This is a genomic window from Bradyrhizobium sp. STM 3562 (assembly GCF_045571435.1).
Lineage (GTDB): Bacteria > Pseudomonadota > Alphaproteobacteria > Rhizobiales > Xanthobacteraceae > Bradyrhizobium.
On record NZ_CP120694.1, the window covers coordinates 1402137 to 1423005 of the forward strand.

19 protein-coding genes are annotated in these 20869 nt (G+C 63.1%); 8 read left to right on the forward strand and 11 right to left on the reverse strand.

The window, feature by feature from the left end; all coding sequences use genetic code 11:
• Positions 1 to 92: 92 nt before the first annotated feature.
• The 7 genes from P6U23_RS06460 to pqqA all read right to left on the reverse strand — a co-directional run bounded on the left by P6U23_RS06460 (position 93) and on the right by pqqA (position 5375).
• Positions 93 to 764, reverse strand: coding sequence for a hypothetical protein (locus P6U23_RS06460; protein ID WP_407178737.1), 672 nt, complete (start codon positions 762 to 764; stop codon positions 93 to 95).
• Between the two features lie 143 nt (positions 765 to 907).
• Positions 908 to 1906 (reverse strand): prolyl aminopeptidase, encoded by a 999-nt coding sequence (gene pip / locus P6U23_RS06465; RefSeq protein ID WP_407178738.1) that lies wholly within the window; start codon positions 1904 to 1906, stop codon positions 908 to 910.
• Positions 1896 to 3101: a pyrroloquinoline quinone biosynthesis protein PqqE gene (gene pqqE, locus P6U23_RS06470; protein ID WP_407178739.1), complete on the reverse strand. Its 1206-nt coding sequence runs from the start codon at positions 3099 to 3101 to the stop codon at positions 1896 to 1898. The genes pip and pqqE overlap by 11 nt, the downstream gene beginning before the upstream one ends.
• On the reverse strand, positions 3098 to 3409 hold the full coding sequence (pqqD, locus tag P6U23_RS06475; RefSeq protein ID WP_407178740.1) for a pyrroloquinoline quinone biosynthesis peptide chaperone PqqD: 312 nt from the start codon (positions 3407 to 3409) through the stop codon (positions 3098 to 3100). The genes pqqE and pqqD overlap by 4 nt, the downstream gene beginning before the upstream one ends.
• An 11-nt stretch (positions 3410 to 3420) precedes the next feature.
• On the reverse strand, positions 3421 to 4176 hold the full coding sequence (gene pqqC / locus P6U23_RS06480; RefSeq protein ID WP_407181351.1) for a pyrroloquinoline-quinone synthase PqqC: 756 nt from the start codon (positions 4174 to 4176) through the stop codon (positions 3421 to 3423).
• A gap of 20 nt (positions 4177 to 4196) precedes the next feature.
• On the reverse strand, positions 4197 to 5129 hold the full coding sequence (gene pqqB, locus P6U23_RS06485) for a pyrroloquinoline quinone biosynthesis protein PqqB (RefSeq protein WP_407178741.1): 933 nt from the start codon (positions 5127 to 5129) through the stop codon (positions 4197 to 4199).
• 165 nt (positions 5130 to 5294) lie between these two features.
• Positions 5295 to 5375: a pyrroloquinoline quinone precursor peptide PqqA gene (gene pqqA / locus P6U23_RS06490; protein ID WP_012029362.1), complete on the reverse strand. Its 81-nt coding sequence runs from the start codon at positions 5373 to 5375 to the stop codon at positions 5295 to 5297.
• Between the two features lie 288 nt (positions 5376 to 5663).
• On the opposite strand from pqqA, the gene P6U23_RS06495 reads away from it, so the two are divergent.
• From P6U23_RS06495 to P6U23_RS06530, 8 genes are all read left to right on the forward strand, one after another.
• Positions 5664 to 5921 carry a DUF6894 family protein gene (locus P6U23_RS06495; RefSeq protein WP_407178742.1) on the forward strand — a complete coding sequence of 86 codons (258 nt, stop codon included), beginning with the start codon at positions 5664 to 5666 and terminating at the stop codon, positions 5919 to 5921.
• 133 nt (positions 5922 to 6054) lie between these two features.
• Positions 6055 to 7323: a PQQ-dependent sugar dehydrogenase gene (locus P6U23_RS06500; RefSeq protein WP_407178743.1), complete on the forward strand. Its 1269-nt coding sequence runs from the start codon at positions 6055 to 6057 to the stop codon at positions 7321 to 7323.
• A gap of 126 nt (positions 7324 to 7449) precedes the next feature.
• Positions 7450 to 8016 (forward strand): c-type cytochrome, encoded by a 567-nt coding sequence (locus P6U23_RS06505; protein WP_407178744.1) that lies wholly within the window; start codon positions 7450 to 7452, stop codon positions 8014 to 8016.
• A gap of 181 nt (positions 8017 to 8197) precedes the next feature.
• A complete protein-coding gene (locus P6U23_RS06510; RefSeq protein ID WP_407178745.1) occupies positions 8198 to 9598 on the forward strand; it encodes an amidase family protein in 1401 nt (466 codons plus the stop codon).
• A 13-nt stretch (positions 9599 to 9611) separates the two neighbouring features.
• On the forward strand, positions 9612 to 10088 hold the full coding sequence (locus P6U23_RS06515; protein ID WP_407178746.1) for a glutathione peroxidase: 477 nt from the start codon (positions 9612 to 9614) through the stop codon (positions 10086 to 10088).
• Complete coding sequence (locus P6U23_RS06520; RefSeq protein ID WP_407178747.1) at positions 10085 to 10360, forward strand: DUF3297 family protein; 276 nt, start codon at positions 10085 to 10087, stop codon at positions 10358 to 10360. Before P6U23_RS06515 ends, P6U23_RS06520 begins: the two co-directional genes overlap by 4 nt.
• Positions 10361 to 10546: 186 nt before the next feature.
• Positions 10547 to 11716 carry a mandelate racemase/muconate lactonizing enzyme family protein gene (locus P6U23_RS06525; RefSeq protein WP_407178748.1) on the forward strand — a complete coding sequence of 390 codons (1170 nt, stop codon included), beginning with the start codon at positions 10547 to 10549 and terminating at the stop codon, positions 11714 to 11716.
• A gap of 244 nt (positions 11717 to 11960) precedes the next feature.
• The gene (locus tag P6U23_RS06530) at positions 11961 to 13022 is read left to right on the forward strand and encodes a hypothetical protein (protein WP_407178749.1); all 1062 of its coding nucleotides are present in this window, start codon (positions 11961 to 11963) and stop codon (positions 13020 to 13022) included.
• A 170-nt stretch (positions 13023 to 13192) separates the two neighbouring features.
• Here P6U23_RS06530 and P6U23_RS06535 read toward each other — a convergent pair whose 3' ends face one another.
• The 4 genes from P6U23_RS06535 to P6U23_RS06550 all read right to left on the reverse strand — a co-directional run bounded on the left by P6U23_RS06535 (position 13193) and on the right by P6U23_RS06550 (position 20849).
• On the reverse strand, positions 13193 to 13396 hold the full coding sequence (locus P6U23_RS06535) for a hypothetical protein (RefSeq protein WP_407178750.1): 204 nt from the start codon (positions 13394 to 13396) through the stop codon (positions 13193 to 13195).
• 295 nt (positions 13397 to 13691) lie between these two features.
• Positions 13692 to 15824 (reverse strand): flagellar biosynthesis protein FlhA, encoded by a 2133-nt coding sequence (gene flhA / locus P6U23_RS06540; protein WP_407178751.1) that lies wholly within the window; start codon positions 15822 to 15824, stop codon positions 13692 to 13694.
• Between the two features lie 406 nt (positions 15825 to 16230).
• Positions 16231 to 19416 carry an efflux RND transporter permease subunit gene (locus P6U23_RS06545; protein ID WP_407178752.1) on the reverse strand — a complete coding sequence of 1062 codons (3186 nt, stop codon included), beginning with the start codon at positions 19414 to 19416 and terminating at the stop codon, positions 16231 to 16233.
• Entirely contained in the window at positions 19413 to 20849 is a 1437-nt protein-coding gene (locus tag P6U23_RS06550) for an efflux RND transporter periplasmic adaptor subunit (protein WP_407178753.1), read from the reverse strand. The genes P6U23_RS06545 and P6U23_RS06550 overlap by 4 nt, the downstream gene beginning before the upstream one ends.
• Positions 20850 to 20869 lie beyond the last annotated feature (20 nt).

The following is a 20869-nucleotide window of genomic DNA, read 5'->3' on the forward strand; positions in this document are numbered from 1 at the left end:
TGGCTGATCGTTCGCTTTTGCGTGTGCAGCGCCATAACGTCGCCGTGTATGTGGCGCTGCAGCATGCGGCACAGGTGCGAATTCGCGTTGAATCAGGTCGATGCAATGTCGCTTTTGGCGAGGTCCCACATCAGGTCATAGATGCCCGACGATATCTGCGTCGCAGGCATGGGAGCTGCATTGCCGGTGAAGCGCGCGGCTTGCAGCGAGGCTATCGCGCTGACACTTGTGCCGTCGATCAGCACGAACCAATCGGCAGCGCCTGCTGCGGCCGCCAGTTCGGCCATCGGCCCCGACAACCTCCCATCGCTCTCGAGGAGGTGCATGGAGATGATGCCGTCGAGGTCCTTCGGGTCGAGCCGCGATTGCAAGCTTGCGCGCAGCTCGTCGGTGCGACCTTCTTGCGGGCGCAGCCGCACGATGCCGAGCACGGCGCCCCGGCCGGTACCGTTGCTGATGGTGATGCGCGCCACCGCGCGGATCATGTTCTTGAATCGCGCCATGGTTTTGGCCGACCACGCGGTTGGGTGCGCGAGCTTGTCGCGATAGGCCGGGCTGTCCAGCACCTCGATCGCTTGCGTCGAATAAAGGCAGAGATATTTCGGGCTGCCGATATGCGCGACATAGCGCCTGGCCTCGATGAAACCTTCGATCGCCACGCGCTCTTCCAGATGTTCGCGGTCGTACCAACGGTTGAAGTCGGCCTCGTCGGCGGGATCGATATCCATCGACGTCAGCAGCATGCCTTTTCCGGCGAGCGGCATCTTGTTCTCCTTTGATCTGCTTATCTTGCTGCGCTCTCAATTCCTCGTGGTGAGGAGGCGCGCAGCGCCGTCTCGAACCAATGGGGGCCCCCAGTCTTCGAGACGGCCGTTTCGCGGCCTTCCAGGTGAGGGGAAGCGCCTGATTACGACGTAACAGACGCGCGCTCAATCTTTGCCGCCAGATCCGCGATCGAGCGCATCACGGCGTTGCGGACGCCGGGATCGTATAGCGTATGCCCGGCGCCCTCGACGATGCGAATTTCAGCATCCGGCCATGCCCGCGCGAGCGCATGCGATGTTGCAGGCGGACAGAGCAGGTCGTAGCGCCCCTGCACGATGATGCCGGGAATGCCTCCGAGCCTCGCCGCTTCCTCGAGCAACTGATCCGGTCGCATGAAGCAGTCGTTGTCGAAGTAATGCGCTTCCATGAAGGGCGTCGCGGGCAAATTGCCGTTCGCAGTCAGCGAGGCGGGGTCGAGGCGGGTCCGCGCTGCCATATGCTCGGATAGGATGCGTTCGGTATCGTGCCAGGCGCGCGCGGCCGGTCCGTGAATGGCGGGATCCGGATCGAGAATGCGGCGCCAATAGGCTTGCAGCGGCTGGCGGCGCTCTTCGTCTGGAAGCAGGTCGAGGAAGTCTGCGGACAGCTCGGGATAGAAGCGCGGCAGCGTCTGGCAGAACGCCGTCTCGATCTCGCGATAAGTGCCGAGAAAGGTCGCGCGCAAGGCGATCCCCGAGACCCGCTCGGGATGCGCCTGTGCATAAGCCAGCGCCAGGGTCGCGCCCCAGGAACCGCCGATCACCATCCAGCGTTCAAATCCGAACTTCTCGCGGATCAGCTCCATATCCGCGATCAGATGCGACAGCGTATTGGCCTCGCAGTTGCCCTTGGGCCGGCTGCGGCCCGAGCCCCGCTGGTCGAACAGCACGGTATGAAAACGCTCGGGATCGAGCAACCGGCGGTGATCCGGCTGGCAGCCGCTGCCGGGCCCGCCATGCAGGTAGACCGCGGGCAAGCCGCGTTCGCAGCCGACGCTTTCGACATAGATTTCGTGGCCGTCGCCGACGCCCAGCCATTCCGATGTCAGCGGCGCAAAGGGATCGGCGCGCCTCAGCTTGCCGGCATCGGCGTCAGGCGCCATCGTCGCTCGGCTCCAGCGTGCCGCCGGCGAAATTGCGGTAAAGGAAGCGGTTGCCTCCCGACGCCGCTTCCTGCTCCGCCTGCTTGAAGATCTGCTGGTGCAGCGGCGACAGCGTGCAGGCGGGATCGGTGTTGCCGGCGTCCCCCGTCAACGCAAAGGCCTGGCAGCGGCAGCCGCCGAAGTCGACCTCCTTGAATTCACAGGAACGGCAGGGCTCGGGCATCCATCCCGTGCCCCGATAGCGGTTGAAGGCTTCCGAGTTCTGCCAGATCCAGGCGATGGAATGATTGGAGCGCACGGATTCGAATTGCAGGCCGGTGATGCTTTCCGCAGCGTGACATGGCAGCACCTTGCCCGCCGGCGAGATGTTGAAGAACTGCCGGCCCCAGCCGCCCATGCATTTCTTCGGCCGCAACGCGTAATAATCGGGAATGACGTAGTCGATGGTGAGCACGCCCTTCAGCCGTTCCCGCGCCTCCTCGACGATGCGCGTGGTCTCCTCGAGCTGCGCAAAGGTCGGCATCAAGGCGGCACGGTTTTTCAGCGCCCAGCCGTAATATTGCACATTGGCGACCTCGAGCCGGTCGGCATCGAGATCGACCGCCATCTGGATGATGTCGGGCAACTGGTGCAGGTTCTGGCGGTGCATCACCGCGTTCACCGTGAGGGGCAGCTCCAATTCGCGGGTCCATTTCGCGACCTGGATCTTTTTCTGATGCGCATCCCTGTACCCGGCCACGCGGTCCGCGCTTGTGGCCTCGCTGCCCTGGAAACTGATCTGCACATGGCACAGCCCGGCATCCGCAAGCGCTGCGATCTTGTCGCGCGTCAGCAGCACGGCCGAGGTGATCAGGTTTGTGTAAAGCCCGACGTCGCTCGCATGCCGCACCAGTTCGACCAGATCCTTGCGTGCGGTCGGCTCGCCGCCGGAGAAATGCACCTGCAGCACGCCGATTTCGGCGAGCTCGGAGAGCACCTTCTTCCATTCCGCTGTCGTGAGCTCGGTGCTTGCGCGGTCGAGCTCGACCGGATTTGAGCAATAGGGGCATTGCAGCGGGCAGCGGTGGGTCAATTCCGCCAGCACGGCGAGCGGAATGCCGAAAGCCTCCGCGGTCGTGCTTTGTTTCTCCAGCACCGCGAGCCCGTCATTTGGATCGCGCGCCGTCATTTTGGTTTCAACCAGCTCATCGCTCATGGCGTCTTCTCGCGCGCTTCGGTCAAGAATCCCTTGTCCGCAAGGTCCTGCAGCATGGCGACGACATCGCCCGAAATATCCGCGCGCGGCGCGGCATATTTGGCCGCTAGGCCATCGACGATCGCTGCGACGCTGCGCATCCCGTCGCAGAGTTGCAGCACTTCGACCGCGATCTCGTCCGGCGCCAGCACGCGTTCCGGCGCCAAAATCACCCAGACCTTGCGGGTCTCGTCGAATTTCAGTTTCGCATGCCGCGGCAGCACCGGCCGGCTTGCCTCGCTGATTGTGATGTGCCGCGGTCCCGCCATAGCTTGCCTCGCTAACCCGCCTTGGGCACGAATGCGCCTGGCGGAATGTGGCCGTCAACGTAAGCGTGGTACAGCGCATCGAGCTGCACCCAGAGCACGTTGGTCTTGAAGATCAGCGCATTGCAGACCGCCTCGCGTTGCTCCGGCGTCCTGGCATGTTCTTTGACATATTGCAGAGCAAAGTTGGCATCGCGCGGCGCCTGCTGCAGGCGGCGTCTGAAATAGGCCATGATATCAGGATTGACGAAATCGTAGTGCTGGAGCATGCCGCTGATGCGCTCTTCATGCAGGTTCGGCGCGAACAATTCGGTCAGTGACGAGGCGATCGCCTCGAGCGGCGTCCGGTCGCGGCAGAAATGCACGTAGGCCTCCACCGCAAAACGCGTTGCGGGGAGGATGCCTTCGGTCGATTCCACATAGGCTCGGTCGAGACCTAGGCCATCGGTCAGCTTCAGCCAGCGCTCGATGCCCCCTTCGCTGCCGATGTCGCCGTCATGGTCCTCGATGCGGTGCCGCCATTCCACGCGGATGGCGCGGTCGCGAAAGCGCGAGATCACCACGGCATCCTTGATCGGGATGGTGCTCTGGTAATAGTAGCGGTTGAGCGCCCAGGCCTGCACCTGGCCCTTGTTCAATTTGCCGCCGTGCAACAGCTTATGGAACGGGTGCAGATTGTGATACCGCGCGGCGCCGATCTGGCGCAGTGCATCTTCGAGCTCGCCCGCATTGTTGAGCGAGATGCCTTTGCCGATCGAAAGCGCGGTCATCGTGGTCGCAACATTGGCGTTCACAGCACAATCTCCGTTCCGTCCCTAGGTATTTGCCAGCCCGCGCGCTCTGCGATGGCGCGCTCTTGCGACGTCGAAAGTAACGCCGGGTTGGAGTTATTGATATGCAGAAATATCTTTCTGCCGATACCCAGGCCGGCCAGGCTTTCGATCGCGCCGTCTTTTCCGGACATCGCGATGTGGCCCATGCTTTGGCCCGTCTTGCTGCCGAGGCCGGATGCGATCAATTCGTCGTCGCGCCACACCGTGCCATCGAAGAACACCAGCGGCGCACCGGCGAGCCGCGTTTTCAGTTCGTCGCCGACGTCGGCGACGGCCGCCAGGAAATAGAAATATTTGTCCGTCGCCTTGTCGCTGACGCGAAGTCCGAGCGTGTCGCCGACCTCGTCGCTGCGGCCGCCGGGCAGAGTCTTGTCGCGCAGATACCACGCGACCTTGCCTCGCACGGCGAAGGGCAGGATCTCGATCCCGCTCCCCGTACCGTCGGGCAGTTGAGGCTCGAAGGCGCGATCGATCCCGATCGGCTGTCGCTTGACGTTCGCCTCGCTCAGCACATTGAAGATAGTGTTGGCTTTGAGGATCGCCAATACGTTGGGATGGCCGTAGATGGTGAAAGGCGAGCCTTCGCGCATCGACAACAGGCCCGCCACCGCGTCAACCTCGCCATTGGTCAGGATCACACCTGAGATCGGCGAATGGCGCAGACGGCCTTTCTTCGGGTGAAGCTGCGGAGTTGCGATCACCTGTTGACGCAGATCGGGAGAGGCGTTGATCAGAAACCAGTGCTCGCCATCGGCGCTGATCGCGATGGACGACTGGGTGCTCCTTAGCTCTGGATGGGCGTCCCTGGCCGCCCGGCATACCGGGCATCCGCAGTTCCACTGCGGAACTCCGCCGCCCGCCGCGGCGCCCAGGATGACGACGCGAAGCATGAACCGTCTCCTGGTGATCTATTTCTCTGCGATTCCCTCGGCGCTTGCTCTGCCGATCCAAACGTGACGAAGGTGGACACCGGCTCACGCACGCTTCCTGCAGTCAGGAACGTGCCGCGTCCGGAGGTCCACCTGCATCAAAATTCGAAGTTTTTGCCGGCTGCCCTATTTGCGGGCGGCGCATGCATACATGTTGATTTCCATGCCCACCGGCACTTCGACAATCTTTGGTGCTTTCCAGGCCATTTTGGCGCTCCTTGGTTAGTTGACCGGACCGATTTCCCCCGCCAGTAGTTGGTGAATTTAGCGCTCCAGGAAAGGTTCGCCAATTAAATCTTTGATCAAGAAATCCCCGCGTGCTCTTATTGCATCGCGAAAACACGGAGTGGCCGCTGCAGTGCGTCATAGCCGATGGTTCGCGGGCAGCGTGGCTGTCCCGCAGCCAAGCGCCAAATGTGCGAGGAACTCCGCAATAAAGAAGTTGTGACAGCAGCGAACCTTTCAATTCCATCGCCCGAGCCCCACTGGATTCCCATGCCGAGATATTTTTTCAACACGCGCATCGGCGATGAGCTGATTGAGGATCCCGAAGGGGAGGAGCTGCGGAACGCCGATCGCGCGTGGGAAGTCGCGCGCGCCATGATCCGCGAGCTGTTGCGAAGCGAGGGCGCCGTCGGCCCGCTGTTGAGCGCGGTGATCGAGGTGACGGACGAGGCCGGTGAGGTCGTGCTCGAATTTCCGTTCTCGGAAGCGTTCTTCGACCTGCCGGATCAGTCGGTGACGCGCCACTGACGGGGTATGGCATCGCGCGCCCTTGCGCGAGACCTGAAAAATATCAGAGACTGTTGTTCCGGAAAGGCGACCCGCGCCGGCCCTTGAGTGGCCGGCGTCGAGGATAAGCGCCGCCACACATGGGGAGGACGAGATGAGCGCTCATTCGTCGCCGCGCAGCATCATGCTTGCCGGCGTTTTTGTTGCGGGCTTCGCTGGTATCGCCGTCGCGCAGCAGACTGCGCCGCCGGCAGCGCCGACACAAGCGACGGTCCAGCCGCTGCCGCCGGGCTCACCGCTGATCGGACGACCCGACAATGAGGCGGCCCAGAAGCTTGCCCCCGTAGCGCCGCCGCCGCTTCCTGCCGCACCCGACAAGCTGCCGGTCGCGAAGCTGAAGGCTGCACCCGGCTTCAACATCGAAGTCTATGCCGCCGGCATGGCCAATGCGCGTTCGCTGGCGCTGGGCGACAAGGGGACCGTGTTCGTCGGCAGTCGCCTGGTCGACAAGGTCTATGCCATCGTCAACAATGATGGCAAACGCACGGTGAAGGTGCTGGCCTCCGGGCTGTACCGGCCGAATGGCGTCGCTTTCCACAACGGCACGCTCTACATCGCCGAGCTGTCCAAGATTTCCAAGATCGACCACGTCGAGGATGTCCTCGACAATCCGCCCAAGCCGACCGTCATCTACGACAACCTGCCCAAGGATGAGGCCCATGGCTGGAAGTTCATCGCGGTCGGCCCGGACAACAAGCTCTATGTGCCGGTCGGACAGCCCGGCAACAACGTCCTGCACGACGATGCGCACGGGCAGATCCGGCGGATCAATCTGGACGGCTCGGGCGCGGAGGTGGTCGCGCTCGGCGTTCGCAACACCGTCGGCTTCGATTGGAATCCGGAGACGAAGCAACTCTACTTCACCGACAACGGCCGCGACTGGCTGTCGGAAGACGTGCCCGAGGACGAGCTTAATCGCCTCACCAAGGTGGGCGAGGATTTCGGCGCACCCTATTGCTACCAGGGCAACATCCCCGATCCCGAATTCGGTTGGGGTCATTCCTGCAGCGAATTCACGCCGCCGGTCGGCCTGATGGGCCCGCACGCCGCCGCGCTCGGCATGCGCTTCTACACCGGCAACATGTTCCCGAAAGCCTACAAGAACGCGATCGTCGTGGCGCGCCACGGCTCCTGGAACAGGAGCAAGAAGTTCGGCGGCGACGTCGTCGCGGTGAAGCTCGACAAGGACGGCAAGGTCAAATCGATCGAGCCGCTGATCACAGGCTTTTTGGAGAACAACAGCTATATCGGCCGCCCCGTGGACGTGCTGCAGCTCAAGGACGGCTCGATGCTGGTGTCGGACGATTACAACGGCGCCGTCTATCGCATTACCTACGGCAAGCCCAAGCTCGCGACGCAATAGCCGAGCGGACAGTCATTCCGGGACGCCTCGAAGAGGCGAGCCCGGAATCTCGAGATTCCGGGTTCGGTGCTTCCGCACCTCCTGGAATGACGGAGTGAAATAACTGCGGATGCCAGGACCGGCTGAATGCGAAAAACACTCACAGCGATTGCGTTTGCCTTCATCGCCTCGTCCGCCAGCTCCGAAACCATCAAAGAGCGTGCCGCGCCATGCTTTGCCTGTCATGGCGAGCACGGCCAGTCCGAGACCGAGAACACGCCATCGCTCGGCGGCCAGCAGGCGCCGTACGCGCTGATCCAGCTCTTCATGTTTCGCGAGAAGCTGCGTGTGTTCGAGCCGATGAACGAGATGGCCAAGTCGCTCAGCGATGATGATTTGCGCAGCTTTTCCGATTTCATCGCCAAACTGCCAAGGCCCAAGCCGCCGGCCGATGCGCCCGATGCGGCGCGCATGCAGCGCGCCGAGGCGCTGGTGACAAAATATCATTGCAATTCCTGCCATCATCAGGACTTTTCCGGCGCCGACAACGTCCCGCGCATCGCCAATCAGCGCGAGGATTACCTGGCCAAGACCTTGCGCGAGTACAAGGACAACAGCCGCCATGGCTATGACGGCACGATGGCCGATGTGATGGGCGCGGTGCCGGCCGAGCAGATCTCCGATCTGGCTTATTTCATCGCCCACCTGCGCTAGGACCGGGCACGATCTCGGACCGCCATCCCCGCACAAACGGCTTCGCCGTCGTCGCTGAAGATACCCGGTGGCGAGCGCCTCCAGAGTGACGGTGATCGTTCGAGAGGCGTTGTGGGAGAAGGGCCATCTGGCCAGACCCTCCGCTGGGCGCTACAAGTCAGCCACAACAACGGAGTTGCCTATGACTGACCTCTGGCGCCTGTCGGCTGCCGAACTCGCCGCGCTCATCAAATCGAAGCAGGTCTCCGCAAAGGAGGCGGCAGCGGCCGCGCTTGCGCGGTTGGACGCAGTGAACCCTGAGATCAATGCGGTGATCGATCACCGGCCGGAGGACGTGCTGAAGCAGGCGGGGGATGTCGATGCAAGGATAGCGCGCGGCGAGGAGGTCGGCGCGCTGGCCGGCGTTCCGGTGACCGTCAAGGTCAATATCGATCAGGAAGGCTTTGCCACCACCAACGGGGTGAAACTGCAGCGCGACGCGATCGCGAACAGCAACAGCCCGGTGGTCGACAATCTGCGCAAAGCGGGCGCAGTCATTCTCGGCCGCACCAACTGCCCGGCTTTTTCCTATCGCTGGTTCACCACCAATCTTATCCATGGCGACACCAAAAATCCGCGGGATGCCTCGCTGACGCCGGGCGGCTCGTCCGGCGGTGCAGGTGCGGCCGTTGCCGCCGGCATCGGGCACATCGCACACGGCACCGATATCGCGGGCTCGATCCGCTATCCGGCCTATGCCTGCGGCGTGCACGGTTTGCGGCCGACCATGGGACGCATCGCCGCCTTCAACGCGGCGCTGCCGGAGCGTACCATCGGCCCGCAGATCAGCGCGGTCTCGGGGCCGCTGGCGCGGACCATCCAGGACATCCGGATTTCGCTGGCCGCGATGGCGCAAAAGGACGTGCGCGATCCCTGGTGGGTCCCGGCGCCGCTGGAAGGTCCGCCCATGCCAAAGCGCGCCGCGTTGTGCCTGACGCCTGATGGCCTTGCGACGGTCGCGGAAGTGAAGGCGGCCCTGGTGGATGCCGGCAAGAGGCTGGAGCGTGCAGGCTGGACGGTCGAGGAGATCGCCGATATGCCGCCGATGCGTGAGGCTGCGGAATGGCAGACCAAGCTTTGGCTCGGCGATGGCTACGAGGCACAGCTCGCGGCCGCGGAACGCGAGGGCGACCCCGGTGCCCTGGCCTGCCTGCGCGGCAACCGCGCCAAGGTGGTTCCGTTCGATGCGCCCGACTATTCGAAGGCGTTGACGCGGCGCGCCACCTTGACGCGCGAATGGCTGCAGTTCTTCGAAAAATACGCCGTGCTGCTGATCCCGGTCTCGGCCGAACTGCCGTTTGCCGACAATCTCGACCTCAAGGACGAGGCCTCCTTCGCCCGGGTCTGGCGTGCCCAATTGACAGAGATCGCTATTCCGTTCATGGGCTTGCCTGGGCTGACCGTGTCCACAGGTCTCGTGGGACGGGCTCCCGTCGGCGTCCAGGTCGTCTCCGGCCGCTACCGCGAGGATCTTTGCATCGCCGCGGGCGAAGCAATCGAGGCCGGCGGCGTGCCGCCGATGCCGATCGATCCCGTGAGCTGACAGCACGACGATCATGCCAAGCGTCTATCAGTTTTCGGCCAAGTCGCTCGCGGGCGACGAGATCGCTTTGAAGCAATTCGAGGGCAAGGTGCTCTTGATCGTGAACACAGCGAGCAAATGCGGCTTCACCCCGCAATACGAAGGGCTCGAGGCGATATACCGGGAGTTCTTGCCACGCGGCTTTGCCGTGCTCGGTTTCCCCCGCAACCAGTTCGGCGCCCAGGAGCCGGGCAATGCGAAGGACATCGGCGAGTTCTGTGCAAGCAAGTACGATGTGACCTTTCCCATGTTCGACAAGATCGAGGTCAACGGCCCGCGCGCGCATCCCTTGTACAATTACCTGAAGAATGAGAAATCGGGCCTGCTCGGCTCCTCCATCAAATGGAATTTCACCAAGTTCCTGGTGGACCGTGCAGGCAAGGTGGCGGCGCGCCACGCGCCGACCACAAGACCCGAAAGCCTGAGGAAAGACATCGAGGCGCTGCTGTGAACGAGAAGAACGAGACCACGCCCGCTCAAGCGAGCGAGCAGTTGCCGGACCGCCTATCGGTCGATCCGAACAGCCCGTATTACAATGCGGACATTCTGGCGCGCGACATCGGTGTTCGCTTCAAGGGCGTCGAGAAGACCAACGTCGAGGAATATTGCGTCAGCGAGGGCTGGGTGCGCGTCACCGCCGGCAATGCCAAGGACCGCTACGGCAACCCGCTGACCATCAAGGTGCATGGAACGGTCGAGCCGTACTTCCGCGACAAGAAGTGATCGGACTAAGAACTAAGCAGTATAGCGGCGTCCGGGCGCAGCTTGTAAGACCCGCCGTCATTCCGGGACGCGCGTCAGCGCGAGCCCGGAATCTCGAGATTCCTGGTTCGGCCGCTGCGCGACCGCCCCGGAATGACGGTGCAAAGAAATAACGAAGAACCAACAACCTTTCGAAAGCCTGCCCCCATGTCCGTCCGCATCATCGACGTCCGCGAAGTGACAAAGCCGATCTCTTCGCCGATCCGTAACGCCTATATCGATTTCACCAAGATGACGACGAGCCTCGTCGCCGTCGTCACCGACGCGGTGCGCGATGGCAAGCGCGTGGTCGGCTACGGCTTCAATTCCAATGGCCGCTACGGGCAGGGCGGCCTGATCCGCGAGCGCTTTGCGCCGCGGCTTCTGGAGGCCAATCCGAAGACTCTGCTCAATGAGGCCGGCGACAATCTCGACCCAGATAAGGTCTGGGCGACGATGATGACCAACGAAAAGCCGGGCGGCCATGGCGAGCGCTCGGTTGCGGTCGGTACCATCGACATGGCGGTTTGGGATGCGATGGCGAAGATCGCGGGCAAGCCGCTGTTCCGCCTGCTCGCCGAGCAACACAGGCTCAAGGCCAATCCGCGCGTCTTCGTCTATGCTGCCGGCGGCTATTACTATCCCGGCAAGGGCCTTTCCATGCTGCGCGGCGAGATGCGTGGCTATCTCGATCGCGGCTACAATGTGGTGAAGATGAAGATCGGAGGCGCGCCGATCGATGAGGACCGCAAGCGCATTGAGGCGGTGCTGGAGGAGATCGGCAATGACGCGCAGCTCGCCGTCGACGCCAATGGCCGCTTCGACCTGGAGACGGCGATTGCCTACGCAAAAATGCTGCGGGACTATCCGTTGTTCTGGTACGAGGAAGCGGGCGATCCGCTGGACTTTGCATTGCAGGCGGCGCTCGCCGAATTTTATCCCGCGCCGATGGCGACCGGCGAAAACCTGTTCAGCCATCAGGACGCGCGCAATCTGATCCGCTATGGCGGGATGCGCCCCGACCGCGACTGGCTGCAATTCGATTGCGCGTTGTCCTATGGCCTGTGCGAATATCAGCGCACCCTCGAGGTGCTGAGGACGCACGGCTGGTCGCCGAGCCGCTGCATTCCGCATGGCGGCCACCAGATGTCGCTCAATATCGCCGCCGGCCTGGGCCTCGGCGGCAATGAGAGCTATCCCGACCTGTTCCAGCCTTATGGCGGCTTCCCCGACGGTGTCCGTGTCGAAAACGGCCACATCACCATGCCGGAGGTTCCAGGTATCGGCTTCGAGGGCAAATCGGATCTCTATGCCGAGATGAAGGCGCTGGCGGAGTAGGGCGCTGTCATTCCGGGGCGATGCGAAGCATCGAACCCGGAATGTCGAGCCGGGTTCGGTCCTGCGGACCGCCCCGGAATGACGGTCATCCCTACGAATTTTTTTGAACAATGTTCATATTTATGTTGAACATTGTTCATTTCTCCCTATACTCCAGCTTGCCGCGATTGTGACCGGCCGAATGCGCGCAGCGAAGCGCTGCGCCGGCTGGCATACGCGTCGCGCGACATGGAGAGCGACGGCAATGTCGTATTCGGAAGCCGATCTTCGGGCCGCAGCAAAGGCTGGCGTGATCAGCGCCGCGGATCTGCAGCGGCTGCTCGCGTATCTCGCCACGGGCTCGCCGGCCAGTCTCGCGGCAGCGCCTGTCAAATTCGACGCCGCGCATCTGCTTTGGTACGCGGGCGCACTGATCGTGATTGGGGCCATGGGCCTGTTCTCGACCGTGGCCTTCTCGCAAATGGGCGGTCGCGCGCTCATCGCGTGCGCTGTCGTCTATGCGGCCGGTTTCACCCTGGCCGGCCACCATCTCTGGTACCGCAAGACTCTGCGCGTCCCCGGCGGGCTACTGATCGCGATTGCGGTGTCGATGGCGCCGCTGGCGGTCTATGGCGTGCAGGCCGAGCTTGGCTGGTGGGGCAAGTTCGGCGCGCCCGGGAGCTATCGCGACTTCTACGTCTGGATCAAGGGAAGCTGGATTCTCATGGAAGTCGCCACGGTTATCGCTGGTGTCGTTGCGCTCCGCTTCTTCCGCTTCCCCTTCATCGTCGCGATTATCGCCTTCGCGCTGTGGTTCATGTCGATGGATCTGACGCCCTGGATGTTCGGGGTCGATCATTTCGACTTCGAGATGCGGCGCAAAGTCTCCGTGTGGTTCGGGCTCGTCATTCTCGCCACTGCGTGGGCGGTCGATTATCGCAGCCGCGGCGGCGACTTTGCGTTCTGGCTGCACCTGTTTGGCCTCTTTGCTTTTTGGGGCGGCATCACCGCTACAGAAGGTGCGACCGAACTGGGAAAGGCGGTCTATTGCCTGCTCAATGTCGGCCTTCTGTTCGTCGCGGTGGTCATCATGCGGCGCGCCTATGCCGTGTTCGGCGCGCTCGGCATCGCGCTCTATCTCGGCCATCTCGCCGACGTGGTCTTCAAAGATTCCCTGCTGTTTCCCTTCGCGCTATCGCTGATCGGGATTGCCGTCGTCGCGAGCGGCTTGCTCTATCATCGCACGCAGGATGCGATTGCCGCCTGGGTTTCGGCAAACCTGCCGCAAGCCGTGTTGCGATTGCGGCCCGGTGCGGACCTCCGATGACGAGGTCGTCGGGAGAAGACGGGACGCTCCATGCGCCCAAAAACAGAAAACGCCCGTGGGGAGCGGGCGTTTTCGTGTAGTCGACTTGGGGGTAGTTGGGTCTTCTACATATCCACGTAGCGACTTTGGGGGGCTGGTAAAGAGCTACGTGAATTCCTTTAAACTCCTCTTCAGCGAACCATCGAGGTGTTTGAACTCGTGACCGCTATCGGCTTGCCGGCCTTGATGACACGCGCGGTCTGCGTGTAGCCGTCATCTGCCGCGTTGACGCGAGCGGAGATACCGATGCCCGCGACCACAACGCCGGCCACCAGCGCCACGACCACGATCTTCAGGTGGGTCGTACGATCCGCACTGTAGATCGAGTGGTTCATGGAAGTCTCCTGCCCTTCCTGCCGTGTTGAATAAGTCCGTCCTCTCAGCCGACAGGTTCAACGTCTTGCATGCGGGAAACGTAGGAATAGAGGTTTGAGTTCCCTAGGGGCGATCACAAGGCGGTGAAAAGACGTGAAGGCTCGCGATTGCCTGAAAGCTCAATCCGTAAATAATAAAACAATCTCAATGAGTTGAATGGATGTCGCCGCCTTCTCGCGAGGAATGCAGCGGAATCGCGAGAGGGTAAAAATCAGTTGCCTGTGACGAAAAAGCACAGGCCGTAACTGCTTCGTTTTAAACGCTTCCCACCGTTTTCAGCCGGGCGCGGGGGTGGATTTCGGCCTGCGACAGCACCGTGGTCTGGGCGCGGAACCGCTCGACCAGCGAGCGCACGAAGGGTCGGATCGCGGCGGAGGTGACCAGCACCGGCGCCTCGCCATCGCGCGCGGCGCGCTCGAAGGCATCCCGCACAGCGCCCATGAAATCCGACAACTTCGAGGGCTGCATTGCCAGCGTCCGCTCGTCGCCCTGGCCGACCAGGGATTCCGCAAAGGCCTGTTCCCATTTGGCGGACAGTGCGATCAGCGGCAAATAGCCGTTCGGCGAGGTGTTTTGCGCGCAGATTTGGCGGGCGAGGCGAGCCCGGACATGCTCCACGATCGTCGTCGGGTTGCGCGAGAAGGCCAGAGCGTCGGCGATGCCTTCGAGGATGGTGGAGAGATCGCGGATCGAGATGCGCTCGGCAAGGAGAAGCTGCAGCACGCGCTGGATGCCCGAGATCGTGACCTGGCCCGGCACGATATCCTTGATGAGCTCGCTCTGTTCCTTCGGCAATTCCTTCAAGAGTTTCTGCACCTCACCGTAGGAGAGCAGGTCCGACATGTTGTTCTTCAGGAGTTCGGTGAGGTGGGTCGACAGCACGGTCGCGGCATCGACCACGGTGTAGCCCTTGAGCGAGGCTTCTTCCTTCAGGCTCGCGTCCACCCAAGTGGCCGGCAGTCCGAAGGTCGGCTCGGTGGTGTGGATGCCGGGGATGGAGACCTGGTTGCCGGCGGGATCCATCACCATGAACTGGTTCGGCCAGATCTTGCCGCTGCCGGCGTCCACTTCCTTGATCTTGATGACGTAGGTATTGGCCTCGAGCTGCACATTGTCGAGGATGCGCACCGATGGCATCACGAAGCCCATCTCGATCGCGAGCGACCGGCGCAGCGCCTTGATCTGCTCGGTCAGGCGGTCGGTGCCGTCGGGGCCGTTCACCAGCGGCAGTAGCGCATAGCCGAGCTCGATCTTGAGATCGTCGATCTTGAGTGCGCTCGAGATCGGCTCTTCCGCCGCTGCACCCGCCGTGCCGGCCTTGACGGTCGCCGCGGCCGCCGCCTGCGCTTCCGCCGTCGCCTTGGCCTGCTTCTGCTTGCGCGCGTTCCAGGCCAGCGCGCCGGTGCCGCTGGCAAGCGCGAGGAAGGGAATGGTCGGAAGGCCCGGCAGCAACGCCAGCACGAACATGACGCCGGCGACCATGCCGAGCGCCTGCGGATAGCCGGAGAATTGCCGGATCAGCGCCTTGTCGGCGGCGCCCGACACGCCGGCCTTGGAGACGAGCAGGCCGGCCGCGGTGGAGACGATCAGCGCAGGCACCTGCGTCACCAGGCCGTCGCCGACCGTGAGCAGCGTATAGGTCTGTGCGGCCTCGCCGAAGGAGAGGCCCTGCTGGGCAACGCCGATGATGATGCCGCCGATGATGTTGATGAAGACGACGAGCAGTCCGGCTACCGCGTCGCCGCGGACAAATTTGGAGGCACCATCCATCGCGCCGAAGAAGCCGCTTTCGTCCTCCAGCGCCTTGCGCCGCTCCTTGGCGACTTTCTCGTCGATCAGGCCGGCCGAGAGGTCGGCGTCGATCGCCATCTGCTTGCCGGGCATGCCGTCAAGATGGAAGCGCGCGGCGACTTCGGCGATGCGGCCCGAACCCTTGGTGATGACGACGAAGTTCACGGTGACCAGGATCGCAAAGACGATGATGCCGATGACGAAATTGCCGCCCATCACGAAATTGCCGAACGCCTGGATGACGTGGCCCGCGGCGTCTGTCCCCTCATGCCCGTGCGAGAGGATCAGCCGCGTCGAGGCGAGGCTGAGCGACAGGCGCAGCATGGTCGAGATCAACAGGACGGTCGGGAAGGACGAGAACTCCAATGGCGTCTGGATGAACAGCGACGTCATCAGGATCAGGATCGAGAACGTGATCGAGATCGCCAGGAACATGTCGAGCACGATCGAGGGCAGGGGCAGGATCAGCACCACCAGAATGGTCATGATGCCGAGTGCCAGCGCGATATCGCCGCGCTTTAAGATGCCGCCGATGTCGCTGAGCTTGGGAAACCTGCCGAGCCCCTCCGCGCCCTGGCCTGCCGTGACATCGACCATGCTTGCCGTCTCCCCACGCGAATGCCGTTCGCGCGCCCCAAACGTCTGCGCGGCGGCCGATGGGCCACCGTTCCAAAGGTGAGGCACCGCACTTGCGTCCACGGAGATCTCCGTTTTACGCGGTCGACGACACTCAACTTCACCCGGCAATTTTTGCCTGGTGTATGGTTAGGAAAGGGTTAACGGGAACTTGTTACGCGCCGGATACTGCAGGCGTGTGCCCTGTTGGGGTGCCGCCCCACCGCCCCACGGTCATTCCGGGGCGCCGCGGAGCGGCGAACCCGGAATCTGGAGCTTGCGGCGCAAGATTGAGCGTCCGGTCCGCGCCGCCCAGAGCTTGCGCGCGCAATGACGCCATCGTGAGCCCGACATCGCAAGGTCGCGCCTGTCCGGCGCGCTGTCAGTCTCACTCAGCAGGTTCAGGCACCGCGATCCGCTTCGTTACGGCATCTCGCTGAATCGGAGGCGCAGAAGGACCAATATCCCCAAGTCCGAGACCCTTGATCAGCCCAAAGATCGCGGGGATTACGATCAGCGTCAGCAACGTCGAGGAGATCATGCCGCCGATCATGGGCACGGCGATGCGTTGCATGATTTCCGATCCGGTCCCCGTGCTCCACATGATCGGCAGGAGACCGGCCATGATCGCGGTGACCGTCATCATCTTCGGGCGCACGCGCTCGACCGCGCCTTCCATGATGGCTTGGTGCAGATCGGCGCGGGTCAAGGGCCGTCCGCTCCGCTCGCGCCTCGCCTTGATCCCGGCGAGCGCCTGATTGAGATAGATCAGCATGACGACGCCAGTCTCAGCGGCAACACCTGCGAGCGCAATGAACCCGACGGCGACAGCAACCGAGAGGTTGAAACCGAGCCACCACATCATCCACAGGCCGCCGACGAGTGCGAACGGCAGCGACAGCATGACGATGGCCGTTTCGGTGATCGAGCGGAAATTGAGATAGAGCAACAGGAAGATGATGGTGAGCGTCACCGGCACGACGATTTTCAGCCGCGCGGCCGCCCGCTCCAGATACTCATATTGGCCGCTCCAGACCACATAGTATCCCGGCGGAAAGCGGATGCTCGCGGCAACGGCCTTTTGCGCGTTGGCAACGTAGCCACCGAGATCGCGGTCGCGGATGTCGACATAGATGTAGGTCGCAAGCTGCCCGTTCTCGGTGCGGATCGAGGTCGGGCCGCGCGCGGGATCGACGGCCGCGACCTCGCCGAGCGGCACGGTCCCTCCGCCCGGCAAGGGGACCAGCACATCGTTCGCGATCGCCTTGGGATTGTCCCTGAGGTCGCGCGGATAGCGCATATTGACCGTGAAACGCTGACGGCCTTCGACCGTCGTGGTCACCGTCTGGCCGCCGAGCGCCGTCGCAATCGTGTCCTGCACGTCCTGGACCGTCAGGCCGTAGCGCGACAGCGCTGGCCGGTCCGGCGTGATCTCCAGGTAATAGCCGCCGATGCTGCGTTCGGCATAGGCCGACGAGGTGCCGGGTACGGCCTTCAAGACCTGCTCGATCTGCTTGGCCAGCCTGTCGATCTCGACGAGATCGGTGCCCATCACCTTTACGCCGACGGGGGTGCGGATGCCTGTCGAGAGCATATCGATGCGCGCCTTGATCGGCATGGTCCAGGCGTTTGAGACGCCGGGAAATTGCAAGGCCTTGTCCATCTCGGCAATCAAGCGGTCGACGGTCACGCCGGGTCGCCACTGCTCTTTGGGCTTGAGGTTGACGATGGTCTCGAACATCTCGGTGGGCGCCGGATCCGTTGCGGTCGAGGCCCGCCCGGCCTTGCCGTAGACCGAGGCAACTTCGGGAAACGATTTGATGATGCGGTCCTGCATCTGCATCAGTTCGGCGGCTTTGGTCACGGAAATGCCGGGCAATGTCGTCGGCATGTAGAGCAGGGTGCCTTCGTTCAGCGTCGGCATGAATTCCGTACCGAGCTGTCGCGCCGGCCAGATCGTCAGGGCGAGCATTGCGAGTGCCAGCAGGACCACCAGGATCTTGCCGCGAAGCACGGTCTTGATGACTGGCCGATACAGCCAAATCAGGAGGCGGTTGATGATGTTCTTGTGCTCGGGCACGATCCTGCCGCGCACGAAGATCACCATCAGCGCCGGCACCAGCGTCACCGACAATAGCGCGGCGGCCACCATCGAAAAGGTCTTGGTATAGGCGAGCGGACTGAACAGCCGCCCTTCCTGCGCTTCCAGCGTAAAGATCGGCATGAACGACACAGTGATGATCAGAAGGCTGAAGAACAGCGCCGGTCCCACCTCCGAGGCCGCCTCGATCAGGATCGCGACGCGGGAGCGGCCGGGCTCGGCGCGTTCGAGATGCTTGTGCGCGTTCTCGATCATGACGATGGCGGCGTCGACCATGGCGCCGATCGCAATCGCGATACCGCCGAGACTCATGATGTTTGAGCCCAGGCCGAGCAGCTTCATCGCGCCAAACGCCATCAGCACACCGACCGGCAGCATGACGATCGCGACCAGGGAGCTGCGGACATGCAGCAGGAACACGACACAGACCAGCGCGACGACGATGCTTTCCTCGACCAGCGTGTGTTTGAGCGTATCGATCGCGGCATAGATCAGGTTGGAGCGGTCGTAGACCGGTACGATCTCCAGCGATTTCGGCAGGCTGGTCGCGATCTCCGCGAACCGCTTCTTGACGTTATCGATCACGTCCAGCGCATTGGCCCCGAAGCGCTGCAGCACGATGCCGCTCGCGACCTCGCCCTCGCCGTTGAGCTCGGTGAGTCCCCGCCTTTCGTCGGGGCCGAGCTCGACGCGGGCCACATCGCGCAACAGCACCGGAGTGCCGTTGCTGGTCTTGAGCACGATGTTGCCGAGATCGTTGATGTCCCTGAGATAGCCTTTGCCGCGGATGACGTATTCGAATTCCGAAAGCTCGACGGTACGGCCGCCGACGTCGGTGTTGCTGGCGCGGATGGCCTCGCGCATCCTCTGCATGCTGATGCCGCGATCGCGCATGCGCTGCGGGTCGAGGATCACGTTATATTGCTTGACGAAGCCGCCGACGCTCGCGACTTCGGCCACGCCTTCGGCCTTGGCCAGCGCGAATTTCAGATTCCAGTCCTGGATCGTCCGCGTGTCCGCCAGGTTCAATTCCTTGGACATCACGGCATATTGATAGACCCACCCGACGCCGGTGGCGTCAGGACCGATGGTCGGGGTCACGCCGACCGGCAGTCGCGCAGCGGCGCTGTTCAGGAACTCCAGCACCCGCGATCGCGCCCAGTAGATGTCGGTGCCATCCTCGAAGATGACGTAGACGAAGGAGACGCCGAAGAACGAGAAGCCGCGCACGACCTTGGATTTCGGCACGGTCAGCATCGCGGTGGTCAGGGGATAGGTGACCTGGTCCTCGATCACCTGCGGCGCCTGTCCCGGATATTCGGTGTAAACGATCACCTGCGTGTCCGAGAGATCGGGAATTGCATCCAGCGGCAGATGCATGAGCGCATAGAGGCCTGCGGCGGCCGCAAAGCCGGTCCCAAACAGGACCAACAGCAGGTTGCGGGCCGACCACGCGATGAGGCGGGAGATCATTGCTGCTCTCCCATGTTTTTCGTATCGCCCGAGGGTGAAACGACCTGCGGCGCGGCTTCCGCAAAGCTCTTCAGCGCCGCCTTCAGGTTGCTCTCGGCGTCGATCAGGAAGTTGGCGGAGGTGACGACTGCCTCGCCCGCGCTGAGGCCTTCCGTCACCTCGACATAACCGTCGCCACGGCGGCCAAGCTGGACGGCGCGTGGCTCGAAGCGGCCCTCGCCCTTGTCGACCAGCACGGCCTGCCGGCTGCCGGTATCGAGCACCGAACTCTCAGGTACGGCGATCACCGGCGTCCGATCGCCGGTGCCGATGTCCGCATCGACATACATGTCCGGGAGCAGGTCGAGGCCCTTGTTGACGAGCTCGATGCGGATTCGCGCCGTCCGCGTCTCGCGGTTCACTTGCGGATAGATCATGCTGATCGAGCCCGAGAATGTGCGGCCGGGAAAGCTGCGCGCGCGCACGGTCACGGGTTGGCCGAGGGCGATGCTGCCGAGATCGCGTTCCGCCACGTCCACCAGCGCCCATACGACCGAGGTGTCCGCAATCCGAAACAGCACATCGCCGGGCTGCGCGCGCATGCCCTCGATGGCGTTACGCTCAAGCACGATGCCGTCGCGGGGCGCCGGCCATTGAATGGCGATCGGCGCGACATGGGTCTTCTGCATGGTCGCGATGATTGCCTCCGGGACGTCGAGATTGAGCAGCCGTTGCTTTGAGCCACGGCCGTAGAGTTCGACCCCTCCGGTCGTCTTGGAATCGATGGTTGCGAGATATTCGGCTGCGGCCGAGGCGATCGCCGGGCTGTAAATTTCCATCAGCGGCTGACCTGCGGAGACGCGCGCGCCGGTGGTGACGTCGGCGACCTTTTGCACGTAGCTTTCGGCGCGCATCGCGATGACGGAGATGCGGCGCTCGTCGAGCTGAATCGTACCGGGTGCCCGGACCCGTGTCCGGATGATGCGGCGTTCGGCGGGTTCGGAGGTCACGCCGGTGCGCTGAATCTTACCCGGGGAAAGCTTGATCGTGCCGTCATCGACGTCATCGCCCTCATGGACGGGAATGTAGTCCATTCCCATCGGATCCTTCTTCGGTACCGGCGAGGTGTCCGGCAGGCCCATCGGATTGCGGTAGTAAAGAATCTTGCGCGACGCCTCCGCAGCTTTTGGTTCCGGCGCGGGCTGATCCGAGGATGGCTCCTCGTCATCATAGACCGGCAGGTAGTCGCGGCCACCGCTGTCCTTCTTGGGATCGGCCGACCAGAACGGCGCGCCGGTCGGATCGCGATAGTAGAGGATCTTGCGCTCGGCGGCCGCCGCCGGCGTCGTGAGATGCGACTGGATCGGCCATAATGGCCGCTGTGCCGCCCAGTAGCTGCCTGCGCCGAGGCCGATGCCGAGCGTCAAAGCCGTGAAGAATCGGAGCGTGGTCATGACGTGTGCCTGCAGATCGT

What these genes read in the sequence shown, in the direction of transcription:
- pqqE (WP_407178739.1), bottom strand. Translation starts at nt 3,101, where the DNA reads ATGAGCGATGAGCTGGTTGAAACCAAAATGACGGCGCGCGATCCAAAT.
- pqqB (WP_407178741.1), bottom strand. Translation starts at nt 5,129, where the DNA reads ATGCTTCGCGTCGTCATCCTGGGCGCCGCGGCGGGCGGCGGAGTTCCG.
- P6U23_RS06500 (WP_407178743.1), top strand. Translation starts at nt 6,055, where the DNA reads ATGAGCGCTCATTCGTCGCCGCGCAGCATCATGCTTGCCGGCGTTTTT.
- pip (WP_407178738.1), bottom strand. Translation starts at nt 1,906, where the DNA reads ATGGCGCCTGACGCCGATGCCGGCAAGCTGAGGCGCGCCGATCCCTTT.
- pqqD (WP_407178740.1), bottom strand. Translation starts at nt 3,409, where the DNA reads ATGGCGGGACCGCGGCACATCACAATCAGCGAGGCAAGCCGGCCGGTG.
- P6U23_RS06550 (WP_407178753.1), bottom strand. Translation starts at nt 20,849, where the DNA reads ATGACCACGCTCCGATTCTTCACGGCTTTGACGCTCGGCATCGGCCTC.
- P6U23_RS06460 (WP_407178737.1), bottom strand. Translation starts at nt 764, where the DNA reads ATGCCGCTCGCCGGAAAAGGCATGCTGCTGACGTCGATGGATATCGAT.
- P6U23_RS06515 (WP_407178746.1), top strand. Translation starts at nt 9,612, where the DNA reads ATGCCAAGCGTCTATCAGTTTTCGGCCAAGTCGCTCGCGGGCGACGAG.
- P6U23_RS06505 (WP_407178744.1), top strand. Translation starts at nt 7,450, where the DNA reads ATGCGAAAAACACTCACAGCGATTGCGTTTGCCTTCATCGCCTCGTCC.
- P6U23_RS06535 (WP_407178750.1), bottom strand. Translation starts at nt 13,396, where the DNA reads ATGAACCACTCGATCTACAGTGCGGATCGTACGACCCACCTGAAGATC.
- pqqA (WP_012029362.1), bottom strand. Translation starts at nt 5,375, where the DNA reads ATGGCCTGGAAAGCACCAAAGATTGTCGAAGTGCCGGTGGGCATGGAA.
- pqqC (WP_407181351.1), bottom strand. Translation starts at nt 4,176, where the DNA reads ATGACCGCGCTTTCGATCGGCAAAGGCATCTCGCTCAACAATGCGGGC.
- flhA (WP_407178751.1), bottom strand. Translation starts at nt 15,824, where the DNA reads ATGGTCGATGTCACGGCAGGCCAGGGCGCGGAGGGGCTCGGCAGGTTT.
- P6U23_RS06510 (WP_407178745.1), top strand. Translation starts at nt 8,198, where the DNA reads ATGACTGACCTCTGGCGCCTGTCGGCTGCCGAACTCGCCGCGCTCATC.
- P6U23_RS06545 (WP_407178752.1), bottom strand. Translation starts at nt 19,416, where the DNA reads ATGATCTCCCGCCTCATCGCGTGGTCGGCCCGCAACCTGCTGTTGGTC.
- P6U23_RS06530 (WP_407178749.1), top strand. Translation starts at nt 11,961, where the DNA reads ATGTCGTATTCGGAAGCCGATCTTCGGGCCGCAGCAAAGGCTGGCGTG.
- P6U23_RS06495 (WP_407178742.1), top strand. Translation starts at nt 5,664, where the DNA reads ATGCCGAGATATTTTTTCAACACGCGCATCGGCGATGAGCTGATTGAG.
- P6U23_RS06525 (WP_407178748.1), top strand. Translation starts at nt 10,547, where the DNA reads ATGTCCGTCCGCATCATCGACGTCCGCGAAGTGACAAAGCCGATCTCT.